Origin of the sequence: Paenibacillus sp. FSL K6-0276, from assembly GCF_037977235.1 — a bacterium.
Lineage (GTDB): Bacteria > Bacillota > Bacilli > Paenibacillales > Paenibacillaceae > Paenibacillus_AQ.
The window spans coordinates 5,962,410-5,985,841 of sequence record NZ_CP150276.1 but is presented as its reverse complement, the minus strand read 5'-3'; the positions used below and the strand labels follow the sequence as shown (position 1 = coordinate 5,985,841).

The 23,432-nt window shown below is 42.0% G+C and carries 22 protein-coding genes and 1 pseudogene; 14 read left to right on the top strand and 9 right to left on the bottom strand.

What is annotated here, in order from left to right; translation table 11 throughout:
- The first annotated feature begins 53 nt into the window (after positions 1 to 53).
- The 3 genes from MHH52_RS28240 (at position 54) to helD (ending at position 4,084) form a co-directional block, all read left to right on the top strand.
- On the top strand, positions 54 to 425 hold the full coding sequence (locus tag MHH52_RS28240) for a MerR family transcriptional regulator (RefSeq protein ID WP_340009866.1): 372 nt from the start codon (positions 54 to 56) through the stop codon (positions 423 to 425).
- Positions 418 to 1,368 (top strand): S-layer homology domain-containing protein, encoded by a 951-nt coding sequence (locus tag MHH52_RS28235; protein WP_340005763.1) that lies wholly within the window; start codon positions 418 to 420, stop codon positions 1,366 to 1,368. Before MHH52_RS28240 ends, MHH52_RS28235 begins: the two co-directional genes overlap by 8 nt.
- Before the next feature lie 292 nt (positions 1,369 to 1,660).
- On the top strand, positions 1,661 to 4,084 hold the full coding sequence (gene helD / locus MHH52_RS28230) for an RNA polymerase recycling motor HelD (RefSeq protein WP_340009864.1): 2,424 nt from the start codon (positions 1,661 to 1,663) through the stop codon (positions 4,082 to 4,084).
- On the opposite strand, the pseudogene MHH52_RS28225 reads toward helD, so the two are convergent.
- A pseudogene (locus tag MHH52_RS28225) lies at positions 4,048 to 4,552 on the bottom strand (VOC family protein). The gene helD and the pseudogene MHH52_RS28225 sit on opposite strands and share 37 nt — an antisense overlap.
- Before the next feature lie 105 nt (positions 4,553 to 4,657).
- The gene (locus tag MHH52_RS28220) at positions 4,658 to 5,239 is read right to left on the bottom strand and encodes a TetR/AcrR family transcriptional regulator (protein ID WP_340005761.1); all 582 of its coding nucleotides are present in this window, start codon (positions 5,237 to 5,239) and stop codon (positions 4,658 to 4,660) included.
- 268 nt (positions 5,240 to 5,507) lie between these two features.
- On the opposite strand from MHH52_RS28220, the gene MHH52_RS28215 reads away from it, so the two are divergent.
- Positions 5,508 to 6,776, top strand: coding sequence for an MFS transporter (locus MHH52_RS28215; protein ID WP_340005759.1), 1,269 nt, complete (start codon positions 5,508 to 5,510; stop codon positions 6,774 to 6,776).
- Positions 6,777 to 6,906: 130 nt separating this feature from the next.
- Positions 6,907 to 7,191, top strand: a complete 285-nt coding sequence (locus tag MHH52_RS28210; RefSeq protein WP_340005756.1) for an alpha/beta-type small acid-soluble spore protein — start codon at positions 6,907 to 6,909, stop codon at positions 7,189 to 7,191.
- Between the two features lie 195 nt (positions 7,192 to 7,386).
- Here MHH52_RS28210 and MHH52_RS28205 read toward each other — a convergent pair whose 3' ends face one another.
- Positions 7,387 to 8,781, bottom strand: a complete 1,395-nt coding sequence (locus tag MHH52_RS28205) for a HAMP domain-containing sensor histidine kinase (RefSeq protein WP_340005755.1) — start codon at positions 8,779 to 8,781, stop codon at positions 7,387 to 7,389.
- Position 8,782: 1 nt separating this feature from the next.
- A complete protein-coding gene (locus MHH52_RS28200) occupies positions 8,783 to 9,493 on the bottom strand; it encodes a response regulator transcription factor (protein WP_340005754.1) in 711 nt (236 codons plus the stop codon).
- Between the two features lie 153 nt (positions 9,494 to 9,646).
- Here MHH52_RS28200 and MHH52_RS28195 point away from each other — a divergent pair, with 153 nt between their 5' ends.
- Genes MHH52_RS28195 through MHH52_RS28180 form a run of 4 tightly spaced genes read left to right on the top strand, consistent with a single transcriptional unit; the run spans position 9,647 to position 13,894 of the window.
- On the top strand, positions 9,647 to 10,543 hold the full coding sequence (locus MHH52_RS28195) for a sugar ABC transporter permease (protein WP_340005753.1): 897 nt from the start codon (positions 9,647 to 9,649) through the stop codon (positions 10,541 to 10,543).
- 14 nt (positions 10,544 to 10,557) lie between these two features.
- Positions 10,558 to 11,415 carry a carbohydrate ABC transporter permease gene (locus MHH52_RS28190; protein ID WP_340005752.1) on the top strand — a complete coding sequence of 286 codons (858 nt, stop codon included), beginning with the start codon at positions 10,558 to 10,560 and terminating at the stop codon, positions 11,413 to 11,415.
- A gap of 10 nt (positions 11,416 to 11,425) precedes the next feature.
- Positions 11,426 to 12,532, top strand: coding sequence for an efflux RND transporter periplasmic adaptor subunit (locus tag MHH52_RS28185; protein ID WP_340005750.1), 1,107 nt, complete (start codon positions 11,426 to 11,428; stop codon positions 12,530 to 12,532).
- 15 nt (positions 12,533 to 12,547) lie between these two features.
- Positions 12,548 to 13,894: an extracellular solute-binding protein gene (locus MHH52_RS28180; protein WP_340005748.1), complete on the top strand. Its 1,347-nt coding sequence runs from the start codon at positions 12,548 to 12,550 to the stop codon at positions 13,892 to 13,894.
- A 153-nt stretch (positions 13,895 to 14,047) separates the two neighbouring features.
- Here MHH52_RS28180 and MHH52_RS28175 read toward each other — a convergent pair whose 3' ends face one another.
- Positions 14,048 to 14,680 carry a GNAT family N-acetyltransferase gene (locus MHH52_RS28175; RefSeq protein WP_313637900.1) on the bottom strand — a complete coding sequence of 211 codons (633 nt, stop codon included), beginning with the start codon at positions 14,678 to 14,680 and terminating at the stop codon, positions 14,048 to 14,050.
- A gap of 110 nt (positions 14,681 to 14,790) precedes the next feature.
- Here MHH52_RS28175 and MHH52_RS28170 point away from each other — a divergent pair, with 110 nt between their 5' ends.
- Positions 14,791 to 15,603, top strand: a complete 813-nt coding sequence (locus MHH52_RS28170; RefSeq protein WP_340005746.1) for a helix-turn-helix domain-containing protein — start codon at positions 14,791 to 14,793, stop codon at positions 15,601 to 15,603.
- 151 nt (positions 15,604 to 15,754) lie between these two features.
- Positions 15,755 to 16,666 (top strand): HPr(Ser) kinase/phosphatase, encoded by a 912-nt coding sequence (gene hprK / locus MHH52_RS28165; protein ID WP_313637902.1) that lies wholly within the window; start codon positions 15,755 to 15,757, stop codon positions 16,664 to 16,666.
- A 166-nt stretch (positions 16,667 to 16,832) separates the two neighbouring features.
- On the opposite strand, the gene MHH52_RS28160 is transcribed toward hprK, so the two are convergent.
- Positions 16,833 to 18,284, bottom strand: a complete 1,452-nt coding sequence (locus tag MHH52_RS28160; protein ID WP_340005743.1) for an IS1182 family transposase — start codon at positions 18,282 to 18,284, stop codon at positions 16,833 to 16,835.
- Positions 18,285 to 18,409: 125 nt separating this feature from the next.
- Between MHH52_RS28160 and MHH52_RS28155 the strand changes: the two genes are divergently transcribed.
- Positions 18,410 to 18,592, top strand: coding sequence for a hypothetical protein (locus MHH52_RS28155; protein WP_340005741.1), 183 nt, complete (start codon positions 18,410 to 18,412; stop codon positions 18,590 to 18,592).
- A gap of 283 nt (positions 18,593 to 18,875) precedes the next feature.
- Positions 18,876 to 19,757: an SMI1/KNR4 family protein gene (locus tag MHH52_RS28150; protein ID WP_340009862.1), complete on the top strand. Its 882-nt coding sequence runs from the start codon at positions 18,876 to 18,878 to the stop codon at positions 19,755 to 19,757.
- A 122-nt stretch (positions 19,758 to 19,879) separates the two neighbouring features.
- Here MHH52_RS28150 and MHH52_RS28145 read toward each other — a convergent pair whose 3' ends face one another.
- Positions 19,880 to 20,317: a MarR family transcriptional regulator gene (locus tag MHH52_RS28145; RefSeq protein ID WP_340005738.1), complete on the bottom strand. Its 438-nt coding sequence runs from the start codon at positions 20,315 to 20,317 to the stop codon at positions 19,880 to 19,882.
- A gap of 119 nt (positions 20,318 to 20,436) precedes the next feature.
- On the opposite strand from MHH52_RS28145, the gene MHH52_RS28140 reads away from it, so the two are divergent.
- On the top strand, positions 20,437 to 21,024 hold the full coding sequence (locus tag MHH52_RS28140; protein WP_340005736.1) for an NAD(P)H-dependent oxidoreductase: 588 nt from the start codon (positions 20,437 to 20,439) through the stop codon (positions 21,022 to 21,024).
- 205 nt (positions 21,025 to 21,229) lie between these two features.
- Here the strand turns inward: MHH52_RS28140 and MHH52_RS28135 are convergent, their stop codons facing one another.
- Both MHH52_RS28135 and MHH52_RS28130 read right to left on the bottom strand, forming a co-directional pair.
- Positions 21,230 to 22,336, bottom strand: a complete 1,107-nt coding sequence (locus MHH52_RS28135; RefSeq protein WP_340005735.1) for an undecaprenyldiphospho-muramoylpentapeptide beta-N-acetylglucosaminyltransferase — start codon at positions 22,334 to 22,336, stop codon at positions 21,230 to 21,232.
- Complete coding sequence (locus MHH52_RS28130; RefSeq protein WP_340005733.1) at positions 22,333 to 23,319, bottom strand: SDR family NAD(P)-dependent oxidoreductase; 987 nt, start codon at positions 23,317 to 23,319, stop codon at positions 22,333 to 22,335. The genes MHH52_RS28135 and MHH52_RS28130 overlap by 4 nt, the downstream gene beginning before the upstream one ends.
- Between the last annotated feature and the right edge of the window lie 113 nt (positions 23,320 to 23,432).

The following is a 23,432-nucleotide window of genomic DNA, read 5'->3' as shown; positions in this document are numbered from 1 at the left end:
TGTTTTTTATAATCAGGGTGACTTTTAAAATAAAAATAGATTCGGGGATTGGTATGTATACGATTAGCGAGGTATCCAAGTTATTGGAGATAACAGCATATACACTGAGATATTATGAAAAGGAAGGGATCATTACTCCAATACGCAATGCGAATGGAGAAAGGGTATATGAGGATACCCATCTTGCCTGGCTGCGATTTGTACTGAGGTTGAAGCAAACCCAAATGCCCATCTCACAAATCAGGGAATATGCCCAGTTGTACTTAGAAGGCGAGCATACAAGCCAAGCCCGTTTGAATCTTCTCGAGGATCATAGAAGCTCAGTTCAAGATCAAATAAGACACTTAACAGATACAGAGAAGATGCTGAACGACAAAATTGCCAATTATAAAGTCTTCATTAGTAAAGGAGACACGCTTGATTGACGAATATTCAGAAAATAAATATATCAAATCCGTGATTTCTATTCCTGCTAATGCTTCCAGCAAGGAACTGATAATGACGATTGAGAAAGTACTCCATACGCAGAATCTTCTCAGCAATAATGAAATTTTTGTAAGCCCGATCTATGAGGTTCTAAAAAACTTCGCGGAGAACTTTAGTAAACCAGTGACGCTAACCTTTGTGTTCGATTCAGGACAAGTGAAGAGCGGCGAAACTGTAGCGATCTTTTATTATGATGAAGTGAACAAGAGCTGGGTGAAAGTTAATGGTGGCAAAATAAATGGAAATCATATCGCTGCAGATGTGGATCACTTCACGAAGTTTGCTGTACTCGTAGTGGATCAAGCAACGGGTTTACCCGTAACAAATTCATCTACTGAACAGACAACAGAAGCTGGGTTCAGCGATATCTCCGGTCATTGGGCGGAGGCTAATATTAAGCGAGCGGTGAGCGAAGGGATCGTCAAGGGCTATACCGACGGAACGTTCAAGCCGAATGCTACGGTGACACGCGCTGAATTTGCGGTGATGCTGATGAATGCGCTGAAGCCTGCTGGAAACGGTGTGGAACTGGGCTTCACAGATACAATCCCTGCTTGGGCCGAGAAGTCCATTGCACAAGCCTTAGAGGCGAAGATTATACGCGGCTATGAGGATGTTACCTTCCGTCCGGCAGCGAGCATAACACGTTCAGAGCTAGCGGTTATGATCGCTAGAGCAGCAGGAGTAGATTTAACAACAGCTGTATCAACAGGATTTGCTGATGATAGGGAAATTCCTTCCTGGGCACAAGGTGCGGTTGCAGCCATGAAGAAATTAAGCATTGTGAGCGGACGTAACGGCAATGTATTTGCACCAAATGAGACAGCAACAAGAGCAGAGGCAGTAACCATCATTATGAATCTGCTACAAACTAAATCCTAAACTTGAGAAAGAGAATAGACCGTCCGAGGGACGGTCTATTCTCTTTGTCTGCCTATGCTTGGTATTCAAAAAAAGAAGAACCAGCAGACTATGCCGGTTCCTCTTACTTATATAAATAATTTGCATGCAAAGAAAGTTCGTGATAATATTAGATAATCACTGTTGATTTCAGGTATTTACGCATAAGTATAACATCTTATCTACACTATTATAATACCATGTGGATTAACAGTTTGTCAAATTTTATTTTTGCTTCTTTATAACCAGAATGAAAAGGAGCGTGTTCGTGAAGATGGTAGACGTAAAGGATTGGCAGCAAGAACAAGAGCGGCTTGATTTGGTTACGGAAAAGCTGCGATTAAGAATCGCAGAACTAGAACCGGAAGTGACTGGGTTACGTGATCAGGTGGTGGACATTCGCAAGCGGTTTTGGGAAGAAGTCACGGTCAATACGAGCACAGACGAAGATTTCGAAGAGACCTTTTACAGCATAAAGCAGCAAGAAGCGTTGCTCTCCGAGCGGGAACGCAGTCACCGGCAACGGGTACAGCGTTTTAAAAATATGAAACGGCTACTGCCGTCCCCCTATTTTGGGCGAATGGATTTTCAAGAAGACGGCTTGAGCTTGAGTGAGAAAATTTATATCGGAGTGGCTTCTTTCGTCGATGCAGACGGTGTGGACTTTCTAGTGTATGACTGGCGAACTCCTATTGCAAGCATGTACTATGACCATTCCCCGGGGCCATCCACTTATGAAACACCGGGAGGACAGATTACAGGTGAGATGATGCTGAAGCGGCAATATCAGATCCGTCACGGTCAGCTTCAGAGCGTGTTCGATACGAGCTTAACGATCGGGGACGAATTGCTTCAGCAGGTGCTTGGCAAAGGCGCAGATTCACAAATGAAGAGCATTGTGGCGACCATCCAGAAGGAACAGAACGCCATCATCCGTAATGACAAAAGCCGTATGCTTATTGTGCAGGGGGCGGCTGGCAGCGGAAAGACGTCCGCAGCGCTACAACGGGTAGCCTATTTATTGTACAAACACCGCGATAGGCTCAAGGCGGACCAGATCGTTCTTTTTTCGCCAAATCCGATGTTTAACAGTTATGTATCGACGGTGCTTCCTGAGCTCGGTGAGGAGAATATGCAGCAAACGACCTTTCAGGAGTATCTTGCTTATTGGCTTGGAGCCACGGTTCATCTAGAGGACCCCTTCGAGCAAATTGAATATGTACTGACGTCACAATCCTCGCAGGGCTATGAAGCACGACTAACGGGAATGCAATTTAAGGCTTCTGAAGCTTTCCTGCATGCTCTCCAAAGCTACGCGTTATGGCTAGAGAAAGAAGGTATGCTCTTCCACAATATCCGTTTCCGGGACCGCGAGTTGATTACTGCGGAGCAAATGAAATTGCAATTTTACAGCTATGACAGCTCTATCCGATTGGCGAATCGCGTCGCTTTACTGCGTGAATGGCTGCTGCGCGAGTTAACTAAGCTAGAGCGTCAGGAAATGGAAGCACCCTGGGTTCAAGATGAAGTAGATTACTTAGACAACGATCAATATGCCGAAGCCTACAGTGAGGTGCTTAAGAAGTACCGGCGAGAAGAAGCTGTCTTCGATTTTACGGAGCAGTATCTTGAAATCTATGGTGATTTTCGTATTCAGAAGGACGGGGAAGAGAATGTCTTTGACTTTAGTCTGCAGGAAGAAGAGCTGCTGCGTCGCATGATCGTGAAGGAGCACTTCAAACCGCTGAGACGGGATGCCAACCGATTGAAGTTCATAGATACGATTGGTCTATATGATCAGTTGTTTAGTGATGAAGTCACTTATCAGAAAATGACGGGTGAGGCCGAAGTGCCCGATCAGTGGTCAGAAATTTGTAAGCAAACGAAGGAAAAGTTGAGCCATATCGAACTGTTTTATGAAGATGAGACCCCATTCCTGTATTTAAAAGAGCTTATCGAGGGTTCTCGCACGAATACAATGGTGCGGCATTTATTTATTGACGAAGGACAGGATTATTCGCCGTTCCAATTCGCGTTTCTCAAACAATTGTTTCCCCGCGCCAGCATGACAGTACTCGGCGATTTCAGTCAAGCGATATTCCCGCAAGCGACGAATCTGCAAGAGGTGGATTCTCCTTTGATCCGGCTTTATGGTGAAGAGGAAACGAGTCTATTTCGTCTAATCCGAAGTTATCGTTCCACTCGCGAGATTGTGGAGTTTACGAAGGCGCTGCTAACTAGTGAAGAGATCGTGCCTTTTGAAAGGGGCGGCAAGAAGCCGCACCTAGTGGAGGCTAGTAGTGATGTGGAGCGGGCGGTGCGGATAAAAGAGGATCTTGCGGCGCTTATGGCCGAAGGTCTCGACTCCATTGCCGTTATTACTAAGACTGCTGCGGAAAGCCGCGAAGCCTATGAAGCATTGCTTGCACAGGGGGGCGAGAATCTGCGGCTTATTACGAAGGAGACGCTCACCTTTGAGAAGGGAACACTAATTATTCCTGCGTATCTTGCTAAGGGTGTAGAATTCGACGCTGTGCTAATCTACGATGCTTCTACGCAAACGTATCATCGGGAGAGCGAACGTAAACTCTTTTATACAGCTTGTACGCGCGCGATGCATCGGCTTCTGCTGTACACGACAGGCGATTGGTCGCACTTTATTCAAGCCTTGGATCCCTCTTTGTATGAGGTAGTGTAATTAGACCTATCAAAATCAACCTCTTCAAGAAATTCGATAACTTCTCCATTGGGGCTGTGAATGATCGCGTTCTTGATCAGAAGAGGTGGTTCGCCAAGAGAAAGAGAAGCTAGTTCTATAAAAGCCTTTGCTCCATGAGCAAGGGCTTTTTGGTACATTTCATCAACATTATCCACGTAAAAGGCGAAATGTAATAACGCTCCGTGAGCTATATCCTCTTCAGACAAGGCTTTTTTCCCTTGAGCGAGCGGCAATGACTGCATCATTATCAAAAATCTCTATGCAGGTTCTTTGGTCAGGTGAAATAAGCATCGAAACTTCGTTGATTTGAAAGGATGGCAGACTCCAATAATGACCTAACTTGAACCCTAAAACGTCAATAAAAAATGAAATAGTTGCTTTATAATCTTTGGCTTGGATCGCTATATGTGCAAGGCCTTTAAAATTTGAGGTAGGGCGGTTGGTGATAGTTGAAGAGGAGAGAGGGAGGGTTGCATCTGAAAGAGAGCGACCCACTCTCTATTAATGATAGAACCAAGAGTGCTGCTTCGTTAAAATTGAACTCACTCTGAATTAATTAAGCAATGTAAGTGTCACCGCTATCGCGTTATCAACAAATGATCGCTCTGGACGAGATTTCAAGAGTACGGTAAGTCCAATTAACGATACGATTAGCGCTTGTGACAAAGCCTTCGCATTTACACTACTCTCGAGTTCACCTGATTGTATACCTCGTTCAATGGTTTCTTGAAATATGACCGATAGATACATTTGATGTTCCCTTGTAAGAATTTCGAATTTCTCATCATGAGGTGCCAGTTCGACCATTGTATTGATGCAAAAGCATCCTCGGTTGACACTATCTGAATACTCCTCAGCCACCAAATCTTCAAAAAAACTGCGAAAGGCTTCTTTTACGGATGGATTGCTTTGAAGTCTGGCTCGAACACGAGAAGCATGGGACATCGTGTATTTGCGTAGCGCAGCTTCGAATAATTCTTTCTTGTCTCCAAAAGCTGAATATATACTGGGGCGTTGAATCCTCATTCTGGAAGTTAAATCGCTTAATGAGGTGGCCTCATACCCCTTCTCCCAAAATAATTCCATTGCTGATTCTAATACTTTTTCTTCATCAAATTCGCGGTTTCGTCCCATTATTAACACCCCTCATTACATTTGAATTTTTCTTAACAGATAAATGGTTCAGAACATTTAATTTTTATTATTACTTACCGAACAGTATATTATAATGCTACAACTAGCCGTTTATATTGTCAAATGAAGGTCGGAGTATTCTCCCAATGTAAATATTTATATTGACATCAATTATTTTGTGAGATAAATTTACTGAACATAATAACATACTGATCGATATAGTATTATGCTTGGATTTTAAATTTAATAGAGAAAGGACGTGTACAAAATGGAGGGGATTAAAGAGAAAGTAGAAGTTATCGCTGCTGTTAAGGTGCATTCGTCACGGGAGATGCGTAACCCATCTGATTCTATCCATGGTTCTTCCATGCCACGTTATATGACGCTTTTGTTTGCAGTGGCCTGCGGGATGTCTGTTGCAAACATCTACTTTGCACAACCGTTACTCGATCATTTGTCGAGAGAATTTGGTATTGATTATTCAAGCATTGGTATTCTTATTACTATCACTCAGATTTTTTATGCATTGGGACTATTACTGCTCGTGCCACTGGGGGATTTACTGAATCAGCGCCGCCTGATTATCGGCCAAATGTTATTATCTGTGGTGGCTCTGATTATCGTTAGCACTGCTTCTTCCAGCACGATACTATTCGTAGGTATGGCCTCAGTGGGACTACTTGCCGTTGTAACGCAGACGCTTGTTGCGTTCGCGGCGACAATGGCTGCCCCTGCCGAACGGGGACGAATCGTGGGCATGGTCACAAGTGGAATTGTGATTGGTATACTTCTTGCGCGATCCATTTCAGGAATACTTACAGATCTTGCAGGATGGCGTTCCGTATACCTTGTTTCTGCTGCTTTAATGCTTTTTATGGTGTGTACATTATTTAGGGTGTTGCCAAATGTGGAACGTGAGGTAAAATCACTGTCTTACTCTCAGCTGCTTAGATCGGTGTTTATGTTGTTTGTACAAGAGAGAGTATTACGTATCCGCGCTATTCTGGCTTTGTTGATTTTTACTGCTTTCAGTATTCTGTGGACTTCTGTGGTCTTGCCTCTTAGTGCTCCACCATTATCACTTTCGCATACTGCAATTGGGGCATTTGGTCTCGCAGGAATCGTGGGAGCATTAGCTGCTGCACGGGCGGGAAAGCTAGCTGATCGGGGTTATGGACAGAGAACGACAGGCATAGCTTTGCTTCTATTGTTGATATCATGGTGGTTTATCAGTTTTACGGAGCGGTCGCTGTTGGCATTGGTCATTGGTATTGTTCTTCTTGATTTGGCTGTGCAGGCCGTGCATGTCACAAATCAAAGTATAATTTTTGCATTGCGTATGGAGGCACGTAGTCGACTCACCGCAGGATATATGGTATTTTACTCCATTGGAAGTGCTACCGGCTCAATTGCTTCGACTCAAATATATTCATACTATGGCTGGAACGGGGTATGTTGGCTTGGAGCTTCTGTTAGTGCTGTAGCTCTTTTGTTTTGGGCAATAACCCTACGTGCTACGAATGCCGCGTTACAATAGCTGTGTCTATGATATACAGAATTGAAGACACAACAGCGCCCTGCTTGGAAATAATCGGAGTAAATCAATAAGGGTGGAGGTTCCGTTTTCCGGGTATGTTACTTAAAACATGTTGCGGAGGGGATAAGGAATGTCTAGAAGAAACAGGAAATATGCAGTGCCGGGAGTCAGCCGCGGAATGCAAATGTTTAAAGCCGAGGTGATGCGGCGCGAGGGTTATGATGTAGATCCGGAGCGGCCTGATGATGTGAAATACGAAGTCGCAAAAGAACTTGGTGTCCCATTGGAGCACGGTCAAAATGGCCATTTGAGCACAGAATCAGTGGGTCAGATTGGCGGTGAAATTGGTGGATCGATGGTCCGCGAAATGATTCGTCTCGCTCAGCAGCAATTGGTGGACCAGGAAAGGCAGTAGCATTTTTCTAATATAATGTTGCAGAAATCGTGGAAGGGGGCTTTGGCTCTTTGCCAAAAAAGTCATGCAAAGTATGGAGCTGTGTGGCGGCATCATAGAAAGAATTCGTATTCGATTCGATGACATTACAAAAAGATACCCACAGACTGAACACCTGTTTTCTAAGTGTCCAGTCTATGGGTATCAGAATGACATTCATCTTGAAGGAAAGCTCATTCGAAATATAGCTCCACCATGATCTCCGTTATGAGCAGATATAGCGCCATCGCACCTTTCAACAATTGCACGTGAAATGGCGAGTCCAAGGCCTGTTTCTCCATTCTTACCTTTGATAAAACGCTGAAATAGCTGAGGCAGTAAATGATCAGCAATACCTTCACCATCATCAATGACATCGATCTGCACTTGTCCATCCTGCTCCGAAATTTCTATATACACGGCTTGTGCTGCATGTCTGATCGCATTGCTCATAATATTTAGTACTGCTTGTAAGAGTTTTTCCGAATCCCCATCAATATGAAGTTTGCTCGGCTTATCAACTTCGTACTTTACCTTGATGTCCACTTCCTCATTAATAGCTAATGGACGTATTCGATCGACGGTTTGATCGATTAATTGTTCAACTGACACTTCTTCTTGATCGAAAATACCATCTTCGCTTTCAAGCTTGGCTAACAAGATCATCTCTGTGACAATTCGCTTAAGTCGTTCACATTCGCTCGAGATTACATCGAGACCATTGTCAGCACGATCCCCGGTGAAAATACCATCTCGAATTCCCTCAGCATAACCTTGAATAGTCATTAGTGGGGTCTTAAGCTCATGAGAAGCATTCTGGAAAAATTGCCTTTGAGCATGATGGTATTGCTTAAGCTCTCCAGCGAGATGATGGACACTTTGGGCTACCTCACCAATTTCTCCGCCAGTTTGAATGAGCTGCACCTCATCAAAATGGCGTTTTTCAACTTTTTTGAGCTCAAGCTTTAATTTCTCTAGGGGAGTAACGAGACGTTTGGTAATAAATAAACTTAGGCCAAAGGCAATAATTCCCCCAATTACCATAATGAACATCGTTCTTGTAAATAGCTCTGATTGATATGATTTCAGTTTGCTTAGCGGTGTAGACAAGACAAGTGTGGCTGGGGCTACAGCACTAGCTGGATCAAGACTCTGTGGATTAGAAGTTAAGGTCTCAACAATATATTTCTCCTGTCCATTTTCCCATAAACCCTGCTGATTGTGAGTTGAGTACTGTTCAATGAGCGGTAACCATGACTTTGTCTGCACTTCTGTCATTGTACTAAACAATATATTATGATTCGGTTCTATGAGTAACGCATCTATTGATCTATTAATCTCTTGAGCCGGCTGTGTGATAACTGCTGCTGATGATGACTGAGTCGGTGTTAGGTTTTGAACAGGTAACGAATTGACCAACTCCATCATTGCATTGCCTTGTGATCTTAGTTCTTCTCTTTGATTATCGATTAGCGTGTCCAATAGCAGGGGATAAACGAATGTAGCTGTAAGCACGAGTACGCACACCAGTAATATTCCAAATGATAAATGAAGCTTATAGATTAGTTTCATGTTATGTCTTCACTCCATCCACTCGCATTCGATAACCATAGCCCCAAACGGTTTCAAGAGGCAGGTCTTCCATTTTACGGCGAAGTCTTTTGACTAAATCGTCAATCGCTCGATCGCTACCGAAATAGTCATCACCCCACACTAATGTTAACAACTCATTGCGCGAAAAAGCACGATTCGGCTGCGCTGCTAAGGTATGAAGCAATGAAAATTCTTTTACCGTCATTTCAATCTCTTTAGATTTCCAGTACACCAGACGACTATCTAATACTAGACGAAGCTCATCGATGATGAGGTCGTTTGATTTTGAAAAGACTATATTCTGTTCTGATTTTTCAGTAAGTGAGTTAAGCCGATGGAATAAACGATTCACTCGTGCGACCAGCTCACGTGGGCTGAAAGGCTTAGTTAAATAATCATCGCCTCCAAGCTCAAGTCCAAGTATCTTATCTACTTCTTCATCACGAGCAGAGATCATAATAATTGGAACTTCGGCTTCCTTGCGAATTTGCTTGCAGAATTCATAGCCATTCATACCTGGTAGCATAATATCTAGAATCCACATATCCGGGCGCTCTGTGTTCCATAGCATGAGCGCTTCTTCTGCTGAACCTAACGATATAGTTCTATAGCCTTCCTTCTGTAAATAAGTCTCAACGATATCTCTTATATGACAATCATCTTCAACGATTGCGATTTGATAGCTCTTCATCAACAGACCTCCTAACCGATTCATCTATTATTCTAACAAAGTTGCTCTTTCAAGCGGGCTTTTCCATACTTTTTCCACAATTACTCCAAATTAATACCGAAGCTGATCTATAGAATAGTTATTTGTACGGTAAATATGTTTCATTCTGCTTGTATGGAACAAGCTCGAAAGGAGGGAGAGGCTGTGAGAATTTCATATTTGGCTCGCAAGGAGATTCTTGTGGCGTTCTGCTTTCTTGCTCCGAGTTTGATTGGTTTTGCGCTATTTTATTTGATTCCGTTTGGTCAAAGTGTTGTATTTTCATTTGAGAATCCAAGCGGTGAGGCAGGATTATCGCTTGCAAATTACCAGAGCCTATTAGCAAGTTCGTCCTTTCAAAAGGCAGCGGGGAATACATTCTGGTTCACTATTATTGGCGTTCCGATCCTTATTCTGTTGTCACTTACTCTTGCCATGCTGCTTAACAAACGAGTCTTCTTTCGAAACTGGCTGCGCACCTCTTATGTGCTACCACTGGTTGTTCCAGTAGCGTCAATTGTGCTCGTATGGCAGATCCTATTCGATTGGAATGGTTTTTTCAATCATGTATTGGAGTGGGTTGGAATTGAGCGAATCGATTGGATGAAATCAGAGTGGGCGCAAGGTGTCATTATTTTTATCTATGTATGGAAAAACATTGGCTATAATGTGGTTCTATTCTTGGCCGGGTTGCAAAATATTCCTGATCAATACTATGAGATAGCAAACCTGGAAGGCGCAAACTGGGTTCGCAAGCTCCAGATCACCTTGATTTATTTAATTCCGACAGGGTTTTTAGTTATGCTGATGTCGATTCTGAACTCATTCAAGGTATTTCGGGAAATCTATTTAGTTGCGGGTGACTATCCACATGACAGCATCTATATGCTTCAGCACTATATGAACAATATGTTCCTATCGCTCGATATTCAGAAGCTGTCGGCTGCAGCTTTCTTAATGGTGCTCTGCATTCTAGTCATTGTGTTGATGCTCTTCCGAGTTGAACATAAGTTCCGTTCATTTATGGAGTAAAGGGAGGTGTGTAAATGAACAAGAGACAGATAAGAACACTGCTGCTTACTATCTTCTTAACCGTAATCGCGCTTGTAATGTTATTTCCTGTTGTACTGACAATGGTAAGCTCCTTGATGACGGAGAAGGAAATTATGCTGAATTACGGCATGTTGGGTAAAACACAGATGAATGACTTTGTGAATTTGAAGCTAATTCCAGATTGGGTTTCGCTAGAGCAATTTTATAAGGTGCTTATTTCAACCTCGCAATTTCTTCGTATGTTTTGGAATTCTGTATTTATGGTGTTTCCAATCATTATAGGCCAGGTCGTAGTGGCGACATTAGCGGCATTTGCATTTGCCAAGCTGCGATTTCCTGGCAGAGAGCCATTATTTATTGTGTATTTGATAACCATGCTCATGCCGTTTCAGGTCACACTTGTGCCGAATTATATCATATCTGATCGATTGGGGCTTATTAATAGTCCGAGCTCTATTATATTACCAGGGATATTTGCGGCGTTTGGTGTGTTCCTGCTCAGACAATTTATGCTCCAAATTCCAACTGCTTATATGGAAGCTGCCCAAATGGATGGGGCAGGCTATTTCCGTTCCTTCATCAGGATTGTCCTGCCTATGGTGAAACCTGGTATGGCAGCGCTTGTTGTTCTGCTGTTTGCAGATTACTGGAATATGGTGGAGCAGCCACTAATCTTTCTACAGGATGCCTCTTTGCAGCCCTTGTCCATTTTTCTATCTCGTCTGCAGGAAGATGCGCTTGGGGTATCCTTTGCGGCTGCGGTCTTGTATATGACGCCTATGATTCTCTTGTTTCTTTTGGCGGAACGGTATTTTATTGAGGGCATAGAGCTTTCTGGAATTAAAGGATAGGGGAAATGAGATGACAAGCACATCTAAGCGACAACGATTAACGGCTGCTTTGTTTGTATTGTTCTTTGCGATATTGGCTGGTTTGACTTTCTTTAGCAGCACACTCGAAACGATGACGCTGCCCAAAGGAATTACGGAGAAGCTTACCTCCAAATCATTAGTTCATCATGTTAAAGGGAGTGGAGTCTTAACACCTCGAAAGCAGGTGGATTTGTTGAATGAGGCTGGCTCTAAAATTGTGAAGGTTCATGTAAAAGAGAATGATGAGGTTAAGAAGGGGCAACAGCTCGTGACATTCGACAGCTCAGGTCTGGATGAGCAGATATACCAAGAGGAGACGGCACTTAAGAAACAACAGCTAAATCGGGAGATTCTGGAGGAGGATATGCTTAATGCTTTGATAGGTGGTGATGAGCAAGTGATTGCCAAGGCTGAGCGAGCTCTTGAACTGGATAATATGGATCTTGCAATGGCGCAAAGAAAGTTGAATAAGCTGCGTAAAGAAAAAGCGGATAAACAAAAGCTGACTGCCCCTTTTGACGGAAAAATCACAAAGATTACAGCAGAGGATAGCATGAATGCTTCACAAGGGGGAAAAATCCTGACCTTAATGGATAGTGGCAAGGGCTTCGAATTTTCATTTGCTGTCGATTCGGAGAATACGGCATTATTCGAGATTGGATCTAAGGTTTCTGTTCGATTGGCGAAAGACAATAAATTGGTTAACGGTATAATTCAAGAGATTAAAGCTGCATCTAAAGATAACAGTGAAGATTCATCCGACGAATCCAGTTATAAGGTTGTCGTTTCCGTCTCCGATGATGGTCTTCAAGGCGGCGAACAAGTCAGTCTAGATATAAAGAAGGAGTCAAATGAAAAAGGTTATGTGTTATCAAAGAAATGGATTCATAAAGATACAACCGGAAGCTATGTCTATGTAGTTGAGAAGAAGAAAAGCTCACTCGGCAATACGTTTAATGCACGCAAAGCTTATATTATAACAGGTGATTCAACCGAGGATGAGGTTGTAGCTGTGAGCGGATTAAGTCCTGATGATGAGATCATTATTGAATCAAGTGAACCACTGCAGGAAGGTAATAGAATCAGAGTATATTGAAGGGGATGAATGAATTTGAAAAGATGGGTATTAGCCTTATTAGCAATGATAGTCGTATTATCGGGGTGCTCTAGCAGTAGCGTGGGATCAGGTGCAGGAGGATCATCTAATGAACAATCAGGTCAGGATGGCAAAACGATTGAGATTGCGACCATGGCGGTAACTCCTTATTTAGATGAGGCGGTTAAGCAATATAAAAAAATTCGCCCAGATATACAAATTGAAATCAAAGAGTATCTAGCTAGACCTCAAACGGAGGAAATGACATCGACTGAAGCATTCTCCAAGAGTGATGTTGAGAAATATGTACAAACGGTGAGTACACAGATGATGTCTGGCAAAGGGGCAGATATCATCGTAATGAACGATCTACCACAGGACAAATATGTCGCCAAGAACATGCTGACTAATTTCTATGATCTAATGGACCAGGATTCTGACTTTGATCGAAATCAGTACTATCAGAATATCTTTAAAAACTCTCAGGATGGTGATGGTTTGTATGCAATGCCATTCTCATTTGTCATCGACGCACTTACTGGCAATACAGAGTTGTTAGAACAAGCTAATATTGAAATCGATGATAAGACCTGGACATGGGATGGGTTTAAAGAAATTTCAAAGAAGCTTAAGGAACAAGTGGGTGAGGATTATGTGGCATTTGTTAATCTATTCCCGATTCAAATGTTAGCGGAGTATATAGAAGCAAATTATGATAAGCTCATTGATCAAGGTCAAGCTAATTTTGATTCCGATCTGTTTCGAGACATGATGAAGCAAATCAAATCGATGTATGATGAGGGCGTACTTAAAGCTGAATTTTCGTACGACTATTCCAAAACTTTGTTCAACAAAGCTAACCTTTTCGATCCAATTTCAGGCTTGTCTCAAGTCCTTGATCCAAAGCTTAAACTATATCAAAATCCAACAGTCAATGGAAAATATAACGGAACTCCATTTAAGTCATACTTCACTTTAGGCATTAACAGCAAATCTAAGGTTCAAGATGAAGCTTGGAAATTTATTAAGTTCATGCTTTCCGAGGACATGCAATCTTCACCAGTGGTACAAGGCTTTGCGATGCATAAGGGCGTTGTGGAGAAACAGCTTAATGATGCTAAGCAGCAGGCAGTAGCGGGTACACTACCTCTTCTAGAGCAGAAGTTTGATGCTGAGACTGTAGAAAGCAAGATCCAAGAATTACATCAGCTATTAGATGGAGCGAGTAGGAATTTATCTAGTGATCAGAAGGTCGTTTCAATTGCAATTGAAGAGTTTGATTCGTATATGAGCGGTCAGAAATCCGTTGAAGACGTCAGCGAGCTGATTCAAAACCGAGTCAACACTTACATTAACGAGTAAATAGAACGTCCTAATCGAGCTATCTATAACGTAATATTCTATGTATGACGAAAAGCATCCTATGCCCGCAAGCTGAGGATACTAATCGTGAGGCGTTCAATCATTCAACGGTGATTGAACGCCTTTTGTTTACTTGAAGTAAGCTTGCAATCGTTACTTAACATGATGACCATATAGAAGAATAAGAAGTTTATTCTGGATGGAATCCAGATAGATTTCTTTTTCGTTCAGCCGCTTAAAGTTCTGACTTTCGTAAAAACCATAGTTGCATCTGTTATCTGTATACACGTAGATCGAATCTACATCCATACTTCTCATGTAATTAGACAAATGTTGCATCAGCGTTTTTCCCACACCAAGACCTCTAGATTCCTCAGATACAATGAACAACTCGATATAACCTTGGAAATCGTCTTCTTTTCCTTGAATAATCTCTTTATACGTATGTTGAACCCTCGCTAGTTCTTTAGCGGATTTTTTATTTTTTTTATTTGCCGTGATGATTTTGATGAAGGTATTCGCAAGACTTAAAAGATTATGGGTTTTGGCTAAGCGATGTTTATCCTTTTGGGCTTTGCCCAGAATAATACCAATGACTCTGTTGTCTTTTACAGCGACTTTGCTGAAAGAACTACCCAGAATACAGCTTTGCAAATATAGGTTCAATATAATATCTAAAAATTGTTTATCTTGAACAAGGTCATGGATACCGAATGCTTCATCAATTAATTGTTTGATGCGGTCATAATCGTCCTTCATAATCTCTCTATAGATAACCTCAGACATGTTGATACACTTTCCTTTCTTAGGGGGACTTTCTTTATAATGATCATAAGGTCTCCCCTTAGGAGAGAGTCAAGGATGGGGATGGACAATGTAACGGAGGAGGAATTTAAATGGAAAACCTGTTTTCAATCGGTGAAGTTACCAAAATAAAAGAGGTATCTATAAAAGCCCTGAGATATTATCACAAAATGGGCATCCTGGTTCCCAGGTATATCGATCCCACGACAGGATATCGGTATTATTCCTTAGATCAATTTATTTATATAGACATCATTAAAGGCTGCCGGTCTTTTGGCACCAGTATCAATGAACTTCAGGAGATTTTTAAAGAAAGTAACACTGACAAATTAATCGAATTTCTGCAAGTGAAGAAACAGGAAGCGGAAGAAAATCTGAAACAAGTGAAAGAGGTTATTCAAAATATTGATAATTTAAACAAGAGTGTCGAGTCCTCCAAAGAAATCTTGAATCAGGATCAGATCATCATTCAATTTATAGAGAAGCGTTATGTGTTGACGGCTCCATGTAGAGAAGCGGGTAGTCTCAGAGAGCTCTTGTATTATTCGGACTTGGAGAAGATCATACGGAGTCAGACCAAGAAAATGACCATGGAGAGAGGCATTCTATACACCCTGAATGCAGAGGGAAAACTCGAACCTCGATATGTGTTTCATGGTTTTGAAGGGGACGAAAGCACAGAAGTCGATTCACATGTGCAAATCCTTCCGGAAGGAAGGTATGTAACTGTGGCTTATCGTAAGGAAAACGAAGTGGAACGCGTAAATAAAATACTAAGCTATATAGAAGAAAACAATCTGAACGTAAAAAATGTTATCGAGATAGAATTATATAACGATTTGTTTGATACTGAATCCTACGGTTGTCAAATCCAAATGCTGATCGAAAATGATGAGATGGATTAAAGTGGAGCAAACAACCCGCCTGTTGGAGACAACGATCTGGTTTTCCTTGCCTATAGTAGTGCTTTTGCAGGAATCATTCCGTTCTTCGTTGAATATATCCCGGTAACCGTATTGCGTATTCAAGATACGTAACCACAGGAGGAGAACAACATTGAAATCGACTACCGTCCAAAGCCTAACGGAAACGTTTAAGCTGGAAGTGCTTGCAGGTGCCAGCTGTATGGATCGTGAAATAACTCGTTCAAAGACGCATAGACCTGGCCTGGAGTTCGTTGGTTACTTCGATTTTTTTCCAATGAAACGGGTACAAGTATTGGGTTGCAAAGAAATCAATTATCTGTTGAAGCTAAGCGTTGAGCAACGCAAGTTACATATTGGTAATATCGTCAAATATCATCCACCATGCTTTATTGTGACGACAGGTCAGCAGGAGATTCCTTATTTAACGCTATTCTGCGAGCAAGAAGGTATACCGCTGCTTCGGACGGAGGAGACGACGACAGAGTTCATCGCAAAGATTGACACCTATCTGGTGAAGGCGCTGGCGCCAGAACTTTCAATTCATGGGGTATGTGTAAACGTGTCCGGTATAGGTGTCCTACTCAGGGGCAAGTCAGGGATTGGAAAAAGCGAGACCGCGCACACGCTCATTAGAAGGGGGCATCGGTTTGTGGCGGATGATATCGTGGTGCTTAAGAAGCTGGGACCGGCGACGCTTCTCGGCACACATAACGAGACGACCCGCGAGTTCCTAGCGCTGCGCAGTATCGGTCTGATCAATGTCGTACGCCAGTACGGGCGTAGAGCTTTTCAGGAAGAGACGCGAATCGTACTCGATATCGAGTTGTCTCCATGGCGAGAGAATTCCTTGAACAATGAGCTTGAACTCGAACCTAAGTTCACGGAATATCTCGGCGTCAAAATTCCGCATATTGAAATCCAGCTTCAGCCCGGCCGCGACGTAGCCGGCCTGATCGAAGCAGCCGCTAACAACTGGTATCTGAAGCAGCTTGGCTATAGCGCCGTTGAAGAGTTCATGCAGAGGATCGAAAACGGACAGTGAAGGGTGCTCATAAATTTCTGTATACGCAAACAGACCGGATCAATCCTGGAGGCCACTGAAAAACGTGTGTTTTAAGAATCTGTAAAATGAGCTTAAACAGCTAAAGGCGAATCCCCCTCCATTCTGAGTGAGAATTCGCCTTTATTTTATGTATTCCTCATGCTCTTTACTTTAATAGCGTCAATATTCTTTTGAGATTTACTGCAAATATAGCCATTGCTCCTTGCATGTGCATGCCGACGAGACCTGAGGAAGATGCCACATCATACCCATGTCTGTGTTTTAGTTCACTATTCTTTGCTTCAATTTTATAACGTTCTCTTGCCTTCTCTTTAAAATATTCACTTTCTTGGAAAGTTTGCTGCTCGCTATGCTCCGTTGATTTGATACTGATTGAATAGGTTTTCGATTTTGCTCCTTCTTTATAACAACCTTCTTTTAAGGGGCATTGCTTACACTTATCGATATCAAAGTAATAGGTATCTACTTGATTTGCTCCTACATTTTTTGTCCCCGTACGTGCCCTGCGAGTTGCCATCTGTCCGGCTTTACAAACGTACATTCCTGCATCTTTATTAAACTCAAATTCATTTTCTTTTTTACGTTTTCCTTGCGTAATTAATGGGTGTAATTTGGATACTAATTGCAATCCATTTTCATGGGCATATTGGATATTCTCTTTCTCAGAATAGGCTGTATCTCCAATGATCGTATCGATTTCCATACCCGTTTTACGACTTTTAGTAATCAAGGATTGAAGTTGTTTTCCATCACTTTTTTCACCTGTTGTAATTACTGCAGCTGTAATAATACGTTCATCATTCATTGCAATATGTGTTTTATAGCCAAAGAAAGAGGAATCTGCCGTTTTGTGACCTACACGTGCATCTGGATCATTTGAGAATTGGAGGTGCTCCACGTGATCTTCTACGATTTCTTTTAAGTAGTTCAACTTTTCCTTTACCTTTGGGTATTCGCGGATGCTTTCTTCTTTTTCCACGACGTCAATTACTTTTTGGCAATAGTCCAGTTCATCCACTAATTCGTTTGTCGTTGTTTTTGGCGGGAATTTATCTTTCATGTTTTCATTGATCTGATAAACTGCCTTCCGCAATAGCTTAGACTTCTCCATCAAAATTTCTTTTGGTGATTGTTGATTGAATCGTGATTTTGTGTGGGTAGCATCCACAATAATTGATCGGCTCTTAATGATTTCTTTTTCCAATGCGATTTCCACCGTTTTTTGAATCAGCATGTCGAGCAGGTTCACGTCTTTCAACCGGAGTTTACGAAACTTCGTGAGTGAACTAGGATTGATGACCTCATCTTCAGGCGCCATATCTAAGAAGTATTTGAGGGACATATCATATTTAGAACGTTCTACGACATCGACATCTGATAAATCAAAGATCGATTTTAGTAATAAATACTTGAACATACGAATGGGAGGCACGGCATTGCGACCATTATCCAGGCAATATTTATTCTGTAATTCTTCATGAACAAAGGAAAAATCTACGAGGTCATTTATTTGTCGTAGCATATTATCTTTAGGTACGACGATATCGTAAATAGCCATAAATGGACTGAGGTTAAGGGATTGTTGGTTTGAAATCATCCGAGACACCACCTGAAATTAATACAATCATTATACAGCAAAACAGGACACCCATCCTCGAAAAGATCGAGGATGGGTGTCCTGGAATGGAGTTTTCATGGGCCTCCAAAAGGCGCCTTTATAACTTGAACTTAAAAACATTAGAGGGGCGTAGCGAAGGGGAAATTTGGAACTGGAGGAGCGATAGCGACCGCATTTCTCTCCGGATTTTAACCGCTAACAGCGGTACAATTCAGGAAATCTGGAGACAACAGCGGCCGGAAGTCCAAATATTCTCCGTAGTTACGACTGACTCCTTAAATGTATGATCTAGAAAGAACTTTTTCAGTGGCCTCTCAATCCTGCGGTCTGTTTTTTTAAAAAAAATTAAATTATGCCTGTGTATACTGAAGAAGTTTAATAAAAACAGTGTGCAGGAGAAAGTGCCTGTCTTACGAGAGCTGCATATTCCGCAAATTCATTCGCAGCGCAAAGGGGAATTGTCTTTTGACTAGTACCTAAGCAGGACATGCGTTATTGGCTGGGCATAGTCCATAAATGGTATAATTTCTAATAGGTATTTAGAGTGATCGTTACTAGGAGGAATAAATGATGAGTGATGAGCTTTTAGCACAACTGGATACGTGGCATGAAGAGGACGAATTTCAAGAAATCGTGGATGCAATAACGGAAATTCCTGAAGAGGAAAGAGATTACGTACTAACTAGTCATCTGGGTAGAGCGCTTAATAATCTCGGGCAATATGAAGAGGGACTAGAGCAGTTCTTGACCATTGCAGAGGAGGGTGAGGAGGATCCGCTCTGGCATTACCGCATTGGGGTTTCTTATTACTATCTGAAGCAATATGAGGAAGCCTTAAAAGCATTTACGGCCGCAGATCAATTGGAACCCGATGATGAGGATACCTTGGAGTTTCTGGGATGGATCCGGCGTAAATTGGCCAAAAGAACTGCAAAGAAGCCTATGAACAAGCCTGTAAAGAAACCAGTAATGGCGTTCGACTTCTCAAACTTTTGGGATGACAGCGAGTATGCGTTAGAAGAATATGTTTCCGACCCGCCTACGGATGAAATGGTAGCTTCTGTGCAAGAAGAGCTGGTCTTCAAGCTGCCTGCTTTCTATGTGGATATGATGAGGTTACATAATGGGGGAATCCCAATTAACAATCGGTACCCCAATTCGGAAACAGGAGAGTCTATTACGATTTCAGGTATCCTGGGCATTGGGCGAGAAAAGAATAAATCGCTATGTGGAGCCTCAGGCAGTCGCTTTATGATTGAAAATGGAGGTTATCCTGAAGTTGGTGTAGTGATTTGTGATTGTCCTTCTGAGAATGAAGTAATCATGCTGGATTACCGCGAGTTTGGAAATGATGGCGAACCCGAGGTTATTCATGTAGATCGAGATAACAAATACAAGATCACACGCTTGGCTGACAACTTTGAGACCTTTATCCGCGGAATCACGAATTAGTAAATCTACGTTAGCAAGCAACTTGTTCCAAAACAAAGAGGACTGTCCCAAGATGCCATTTCATGGCTTATGGGATAGTCCCTTTTTTATTTTCCGAATGCGGTTCGCTTATACTGTCCCAATCACTTATCCCTGTTAAACACCTTGGATTGAAGCACATCCAGCGCTCGGTTGATTTCTTCTAATTCTTCTTCGGAAGCATCTTTAATCCGGCTCAGAAACCGTTCACCGATCCGTTCAAAAGCCCCGTTCATCATCGCTTGTCCAGCGTCAGATAACCGAATCATCTGCTTACGCCGATCCTCTGCGACATCAAACTTTTCACAAAGATTCTTTTCTGTTAATTTCTTGAGCTCACGGCTCGTGTTTGGCATAGAGATATTCTTGCAATCGCTAATTTGACTGAGAGTAACGGGCTGGCTAACCGCAATATACTCCAGAATACTATATTGAACAGGCGTGATATCGTCCGGTTTAATATCTTTGGTTAAGTCATATGTTACTTCATGGACTGCCGTCGTAAAGGTCACAATTTTTTGGAAAAACGCTTCTTTGTCCATAAGGATCACCTCATATTAAACCATAGCAAACTAATTATCATAATACAATTATCATTTGACAACTAAATAAGGGGTGTGATACCATTTAGTTATCAAATGATAATTAAAGAGGTGGGGCAATGAACGTCTTAGTCATCTATACACATCCGAATCATCAAAGTCTAAGTTATGCATTTTTCAACAAAGTCATTCAAGGAAGTAGTGACAATAATCAGATCTCGAAGATTGAGGTGCTTGATCTATACGAAGAGCAATTTGATCCGGTGCTGGTCTTTAATGAAAATAAACGTAGAAGAGATATGCATATCGATCCCAAGCTAGAGAAGTATCGTAAGCAGATTCGTCAGGCCGACAAGATTGTGTTTGTGTATCCGATCTGGTGGGGACGACCTCCGGCTATGCTACTCGGTTATATCGACCAGATGTTTGCTTCAAATTTTGCGTATAGAGAAAAGGGTGGACTTATGCCCGAAGGGTTGCTGAAAGGGAAATCGGTGGTCTGTGTTTCCAGTATGAAGGGTCCGACGCTCTATCCCTTATATTGGTTGAATAATGCCCACAAAGTGCTCATGAGAAAAGCGTTGTTTCAGTATTGCGGAATCAAGAAAGTGAAGTTCTTTGAGTTTGGGAATATGGAGAGTCCGAAAGGAAAGCATGAGAAGAAGTTAAATCAGGTGTATCAATATTTCAGATCCGTGGCGCAGTAGTACGATTGTCAGCGCAATAAGCTGCTGTGGTTGGCAATGTGAAGGATGGTCTCTGAAATGGATCTTTCAAATAACCCCATCGATGAATGATCCAAACCAACGATGGGGTTCTTATCTATTTGAGCAGAGACTGCCCAAAATAAACCAAAATACAGACCACAGCGATAAAGCAGAGGAGTAACCAATTAGCTAGCTTCATTCCCATCTAAACCTTGCCTAGCTTTATCATTCTTAAGTCTTCACCACTTACTTTCTTGATTAAATTCATTACCTTATAAGCTCCTCTGCCGTTCTCATAAGGTTTCATTCTATCTTTGTAAGTAGAGCGGTTCTCGTATAGTTTCATAATCGAATGAACAAAGCTTTGAATGGTCATTTCTTCTTCAAGTAACATTTCAGCGAGTCCAATTTGTTGAAAATACTGGGCCTGGGCAAGTTGACCAGAGCGGCTCCCACCATTTGTATGCGGAATTAATAACATTGGTTTTTGCATAGAAAGAAGCTCCATCATAGAGCTTGAGCCTGCACGTGACACGACAACATCGGCCATAGCTAATAAATGTGGCAACTCGCAGCTTGTAATGAATTCATAAGATTTGTAACCTGACATAGAGAGGTGATAATCAACCTTTCCCTCCCCGCAGATATGAACCACTTGAAATTTATCTATCAACTCAGAGAGTACATTGTTCACCATTTGGTTAATGCTGTGCGCCCCTTGGCTTCCTCCCATAATAAGAAGAACAGGCTTAACAGAGGTAAATCCGCAAAAGGCTAAACCACGTTGTTTATCAGCTAATTTGAATTGCTCCTTCAAGAGCGGTCCCATATGAACAGCTTTGAGCGAAGCAGATTTGGTTACAGTATCCAGAAAATTTGTACACAGGTGAGTGGTAAACGGAAGTGAGATTTTATTAGCTAGTCCAAGATTTAGGTCTGGTTCATAAATAATTATAGGTACTTTATTGAGCTTGGCTCCTATTACAACCGGTACAGATACAAATCCACCTTTGGAGAAAATGACATTTGGCTTGATGGTTCTTAGGAGTCGGTAAGATTGAAAGATACCTTTCATGATTCTGAACACATCGGTCACATTCTTCCAATCGAAGTAGCGTCTCAATTTTCCTGTAGAAATGGGATGGTAGGTTACCTCCTCCTTGTAGTCAGACAAAAGCTTGCGCTCAATTCCTTGTTCGGAGCCTATATAATGGACGTCCCAATTCTCTGCTAGACACTTAGGGATCAACACGAGGTTACCGGATACATGGCCTGCGGAGCCCCCACCTGTAAATACGATCGAGGTACTCATGCTAGAAACCCACCTTGTTGTAACATTTCTTTTATCGCGGGTTTACTCATCAACACATGATCCGAATCATAACTTTGGAAGTCCACAGGAGGGTATGAGGCATAAACTTCCTGTAAACCTTCAATAGGAAAAGGAGGGAGAATCACATAATAGTGATCATCCAGATGAATAGAAGATGCACTCTCAAATTCCGAAATAAGTGCCTCACTTAAGCTTTCACCTGGACGAATGCCCGTTTCCTTGATTTGGATCGTGCTAGTTGATAAGTCGTCAATTAAGACTTGGGCAAGATCCTTTATGCTGCAAGCAGGCATCTTGGTCACAAAGACTTCTCCGCCTCTGCTTTCTTCTGTCGCTTTAAGGAGTAGGGTAATCGCGTCATCTATAGTTAAGAAAAAACGAGTCATTCTAGCATCCGTAAGGGAAATGTCTACCCCATCCTCAATACTTTGTTTGAAAATAGGAACCACGCTGCCCGTTGATCCGAGTACGTTGCCACTCCTCACACATACGAACTGGGTTTTGGTTTGTCTGAGATTGGCATGGACCATTAGCTTTTCGCCTAGTGATTTTGTCATTCCGTAGGTACTCGATGGATGTGCTGCTTTATCGGTCGACACATAGACCACTTTTTTAATTTCATGTTTAATAGCTGCCTGAATCACATGCTGGGTTCCGAGTACGTTAGTCTTCATCGCACTGTCCGGTTGTTGTTCACAGATCGGGACATGCTTCAAGGCCGCTAAATGATAGATATAATCCACTTGATGGCAAGCCTGCATTATTTCATGCTTATCACGAATATCACCAATGATAAACGTTAGTTTGGGATTATGATGATATTCCTGTTGTAGTTCAACTTGAAGAGACTCATTACGGGAAAATATTCGAATTTCTTTAGGGTCTCTTTCCAATAGACGTTTCACGAGTTGTCGTCCCCAAGATCCGGTTCCCCCAGTAATTAATATTGTTGTATTCTGCACGGTTTGTTCCTCCTATGACCTTAGTTACAAAATAATTATAGTATTCGTATGTTACGTGAATATGGCAAAGTGAAAGATCCCAAAATCAAAAAAAGGGTTAAAGAACCATACAA

What these genes read in the sequence shown, in the direction of transcription:
- MHH52_RS28160 (WP_340005743.1), bottom strand. Translation starts at nt 18,284, where the DNA reads ATGATTTCAAACCAACAATCCCTTAACCTCAGTCCATTTATGGCTATT.
- MHH52_RS28200 (WP_340005754.1), bottom strand. Translation starts at nt 9,493, where the DNA reads ATGAAGAGCTATCAAATCGCAATCGTTGAAGATGATTGTCATATAAGA.
- MHH52_RS28220 (WP_340005761.1), bottom strand. Translation starts at nt 5,239, where the DNA reads ATGGGACGAAACCGCGAATTTGATGAAGAAAAAGTATTAGAATCAGCA.
- MHH52_RS28135 (WP_340005735.1), bottom strand. Translation starts at nt 22,336, where the DNA reads ATGAGTACCTCGATCGTATTTACAGGTGGGGGCTCCGCAGGCCATGTA.
- MHH52_RS28175 (WP_313637900.1), bottom strand. Translation starts at nt 14,680, where the DNA reads ATGTCTGAGGTTATCTATAGAGAGATTATGAAGGACGATTATGACCGC.
- MHH52_RS28205 (WP_340005755.1), bottom strand. Translation starts at nt 8,781, where the DNA reads ATGAAACTAATCTATAAGCTTCATTTATCATTTGGAATATTACTGGTG.
- MHH52_RS28240 (WP_340009866.1), top strand. Translation starts at nt 54, where the DNA reads ATGTATACGATTAGCGAGGTATCCAAGTTATTGGAGATAACAGCATAT.
- MHH52_RS28140 (WP_340005736.1), top strand. Translation starts at nt 20,437, where the DNA reads ATGAACGTCTTAGTCATCTATACACATCCGAATCATCAAAGTCTAAGT.
- MHH52_RS28195 (WP_340005753.1), top strand. Translation starts at nt 9,647, where the DNA reads ATGGAACAAGCTCGAAAGGAGGGAGAGGCTGTGAGAATTTCATATTTG.
- MHH52_RS28215 (WP_340005759.1), top strand. Translation starts at nt 5,508, where the DNA reads ATGGAGGGGATTAAAGAGAAAGTAGAAGTTATCGCTGCTGTTAAGGTG.
- MHH52_RS28150 (WP_340009862.1), top strand. Translation starts at nt 18,876, where the DNA reads ATGAGTGATGAGCTTTTAGCACAACTGGATACGTGGCATGAAGAGGAC.
- MHH52_RS28185 (WP_340005750.1), top strand. Translation starts at nt 11,426, where the DNA reads ATGACAAGCACATCTAAGCGACAACGATTAACGGCTGCTTTGTTTGTA.
- MHH52_RS28190 (WP_340005752.1), top strand. Translation starts at nt 10,558, where the DNA reads ATGAACAAGAGACAGATAAGAACACTGCTGCTTACTATCTTCTTAACC.
- MHH52_RS28210 (WP_340005756.1), top strand. Translation starts at nt 6,907, where the DNA reads ATGTCTAGAAGAAACAGGAAATATGCAGTGCCGGGAGTCAGCCGCGGA.
- MHH52_RS28145 (WP_340005738.1), bottom strand. Translation starts at nt 20,317, where the DNA reads ATGGACAAAGAAGCGTTTTTCCAAAAAATTGTGACCTTTACGACGGCA.
- MHH52_RS28170 (WP_340005746.1), top strand. Translation starts at nt 14,791, where the DNA reads ATGGAAAACCTGTTTTCAATCGGTGAAGTTACCAAAATAAAAGAGGTA.
- helD (WP_340009864.1), top strand. Translation starts at nt 1,661, where the DNA reads ATGGTAGACGTAAAGGATTGGCAGCAAGAACAAGAGCGGCTTGATTTG.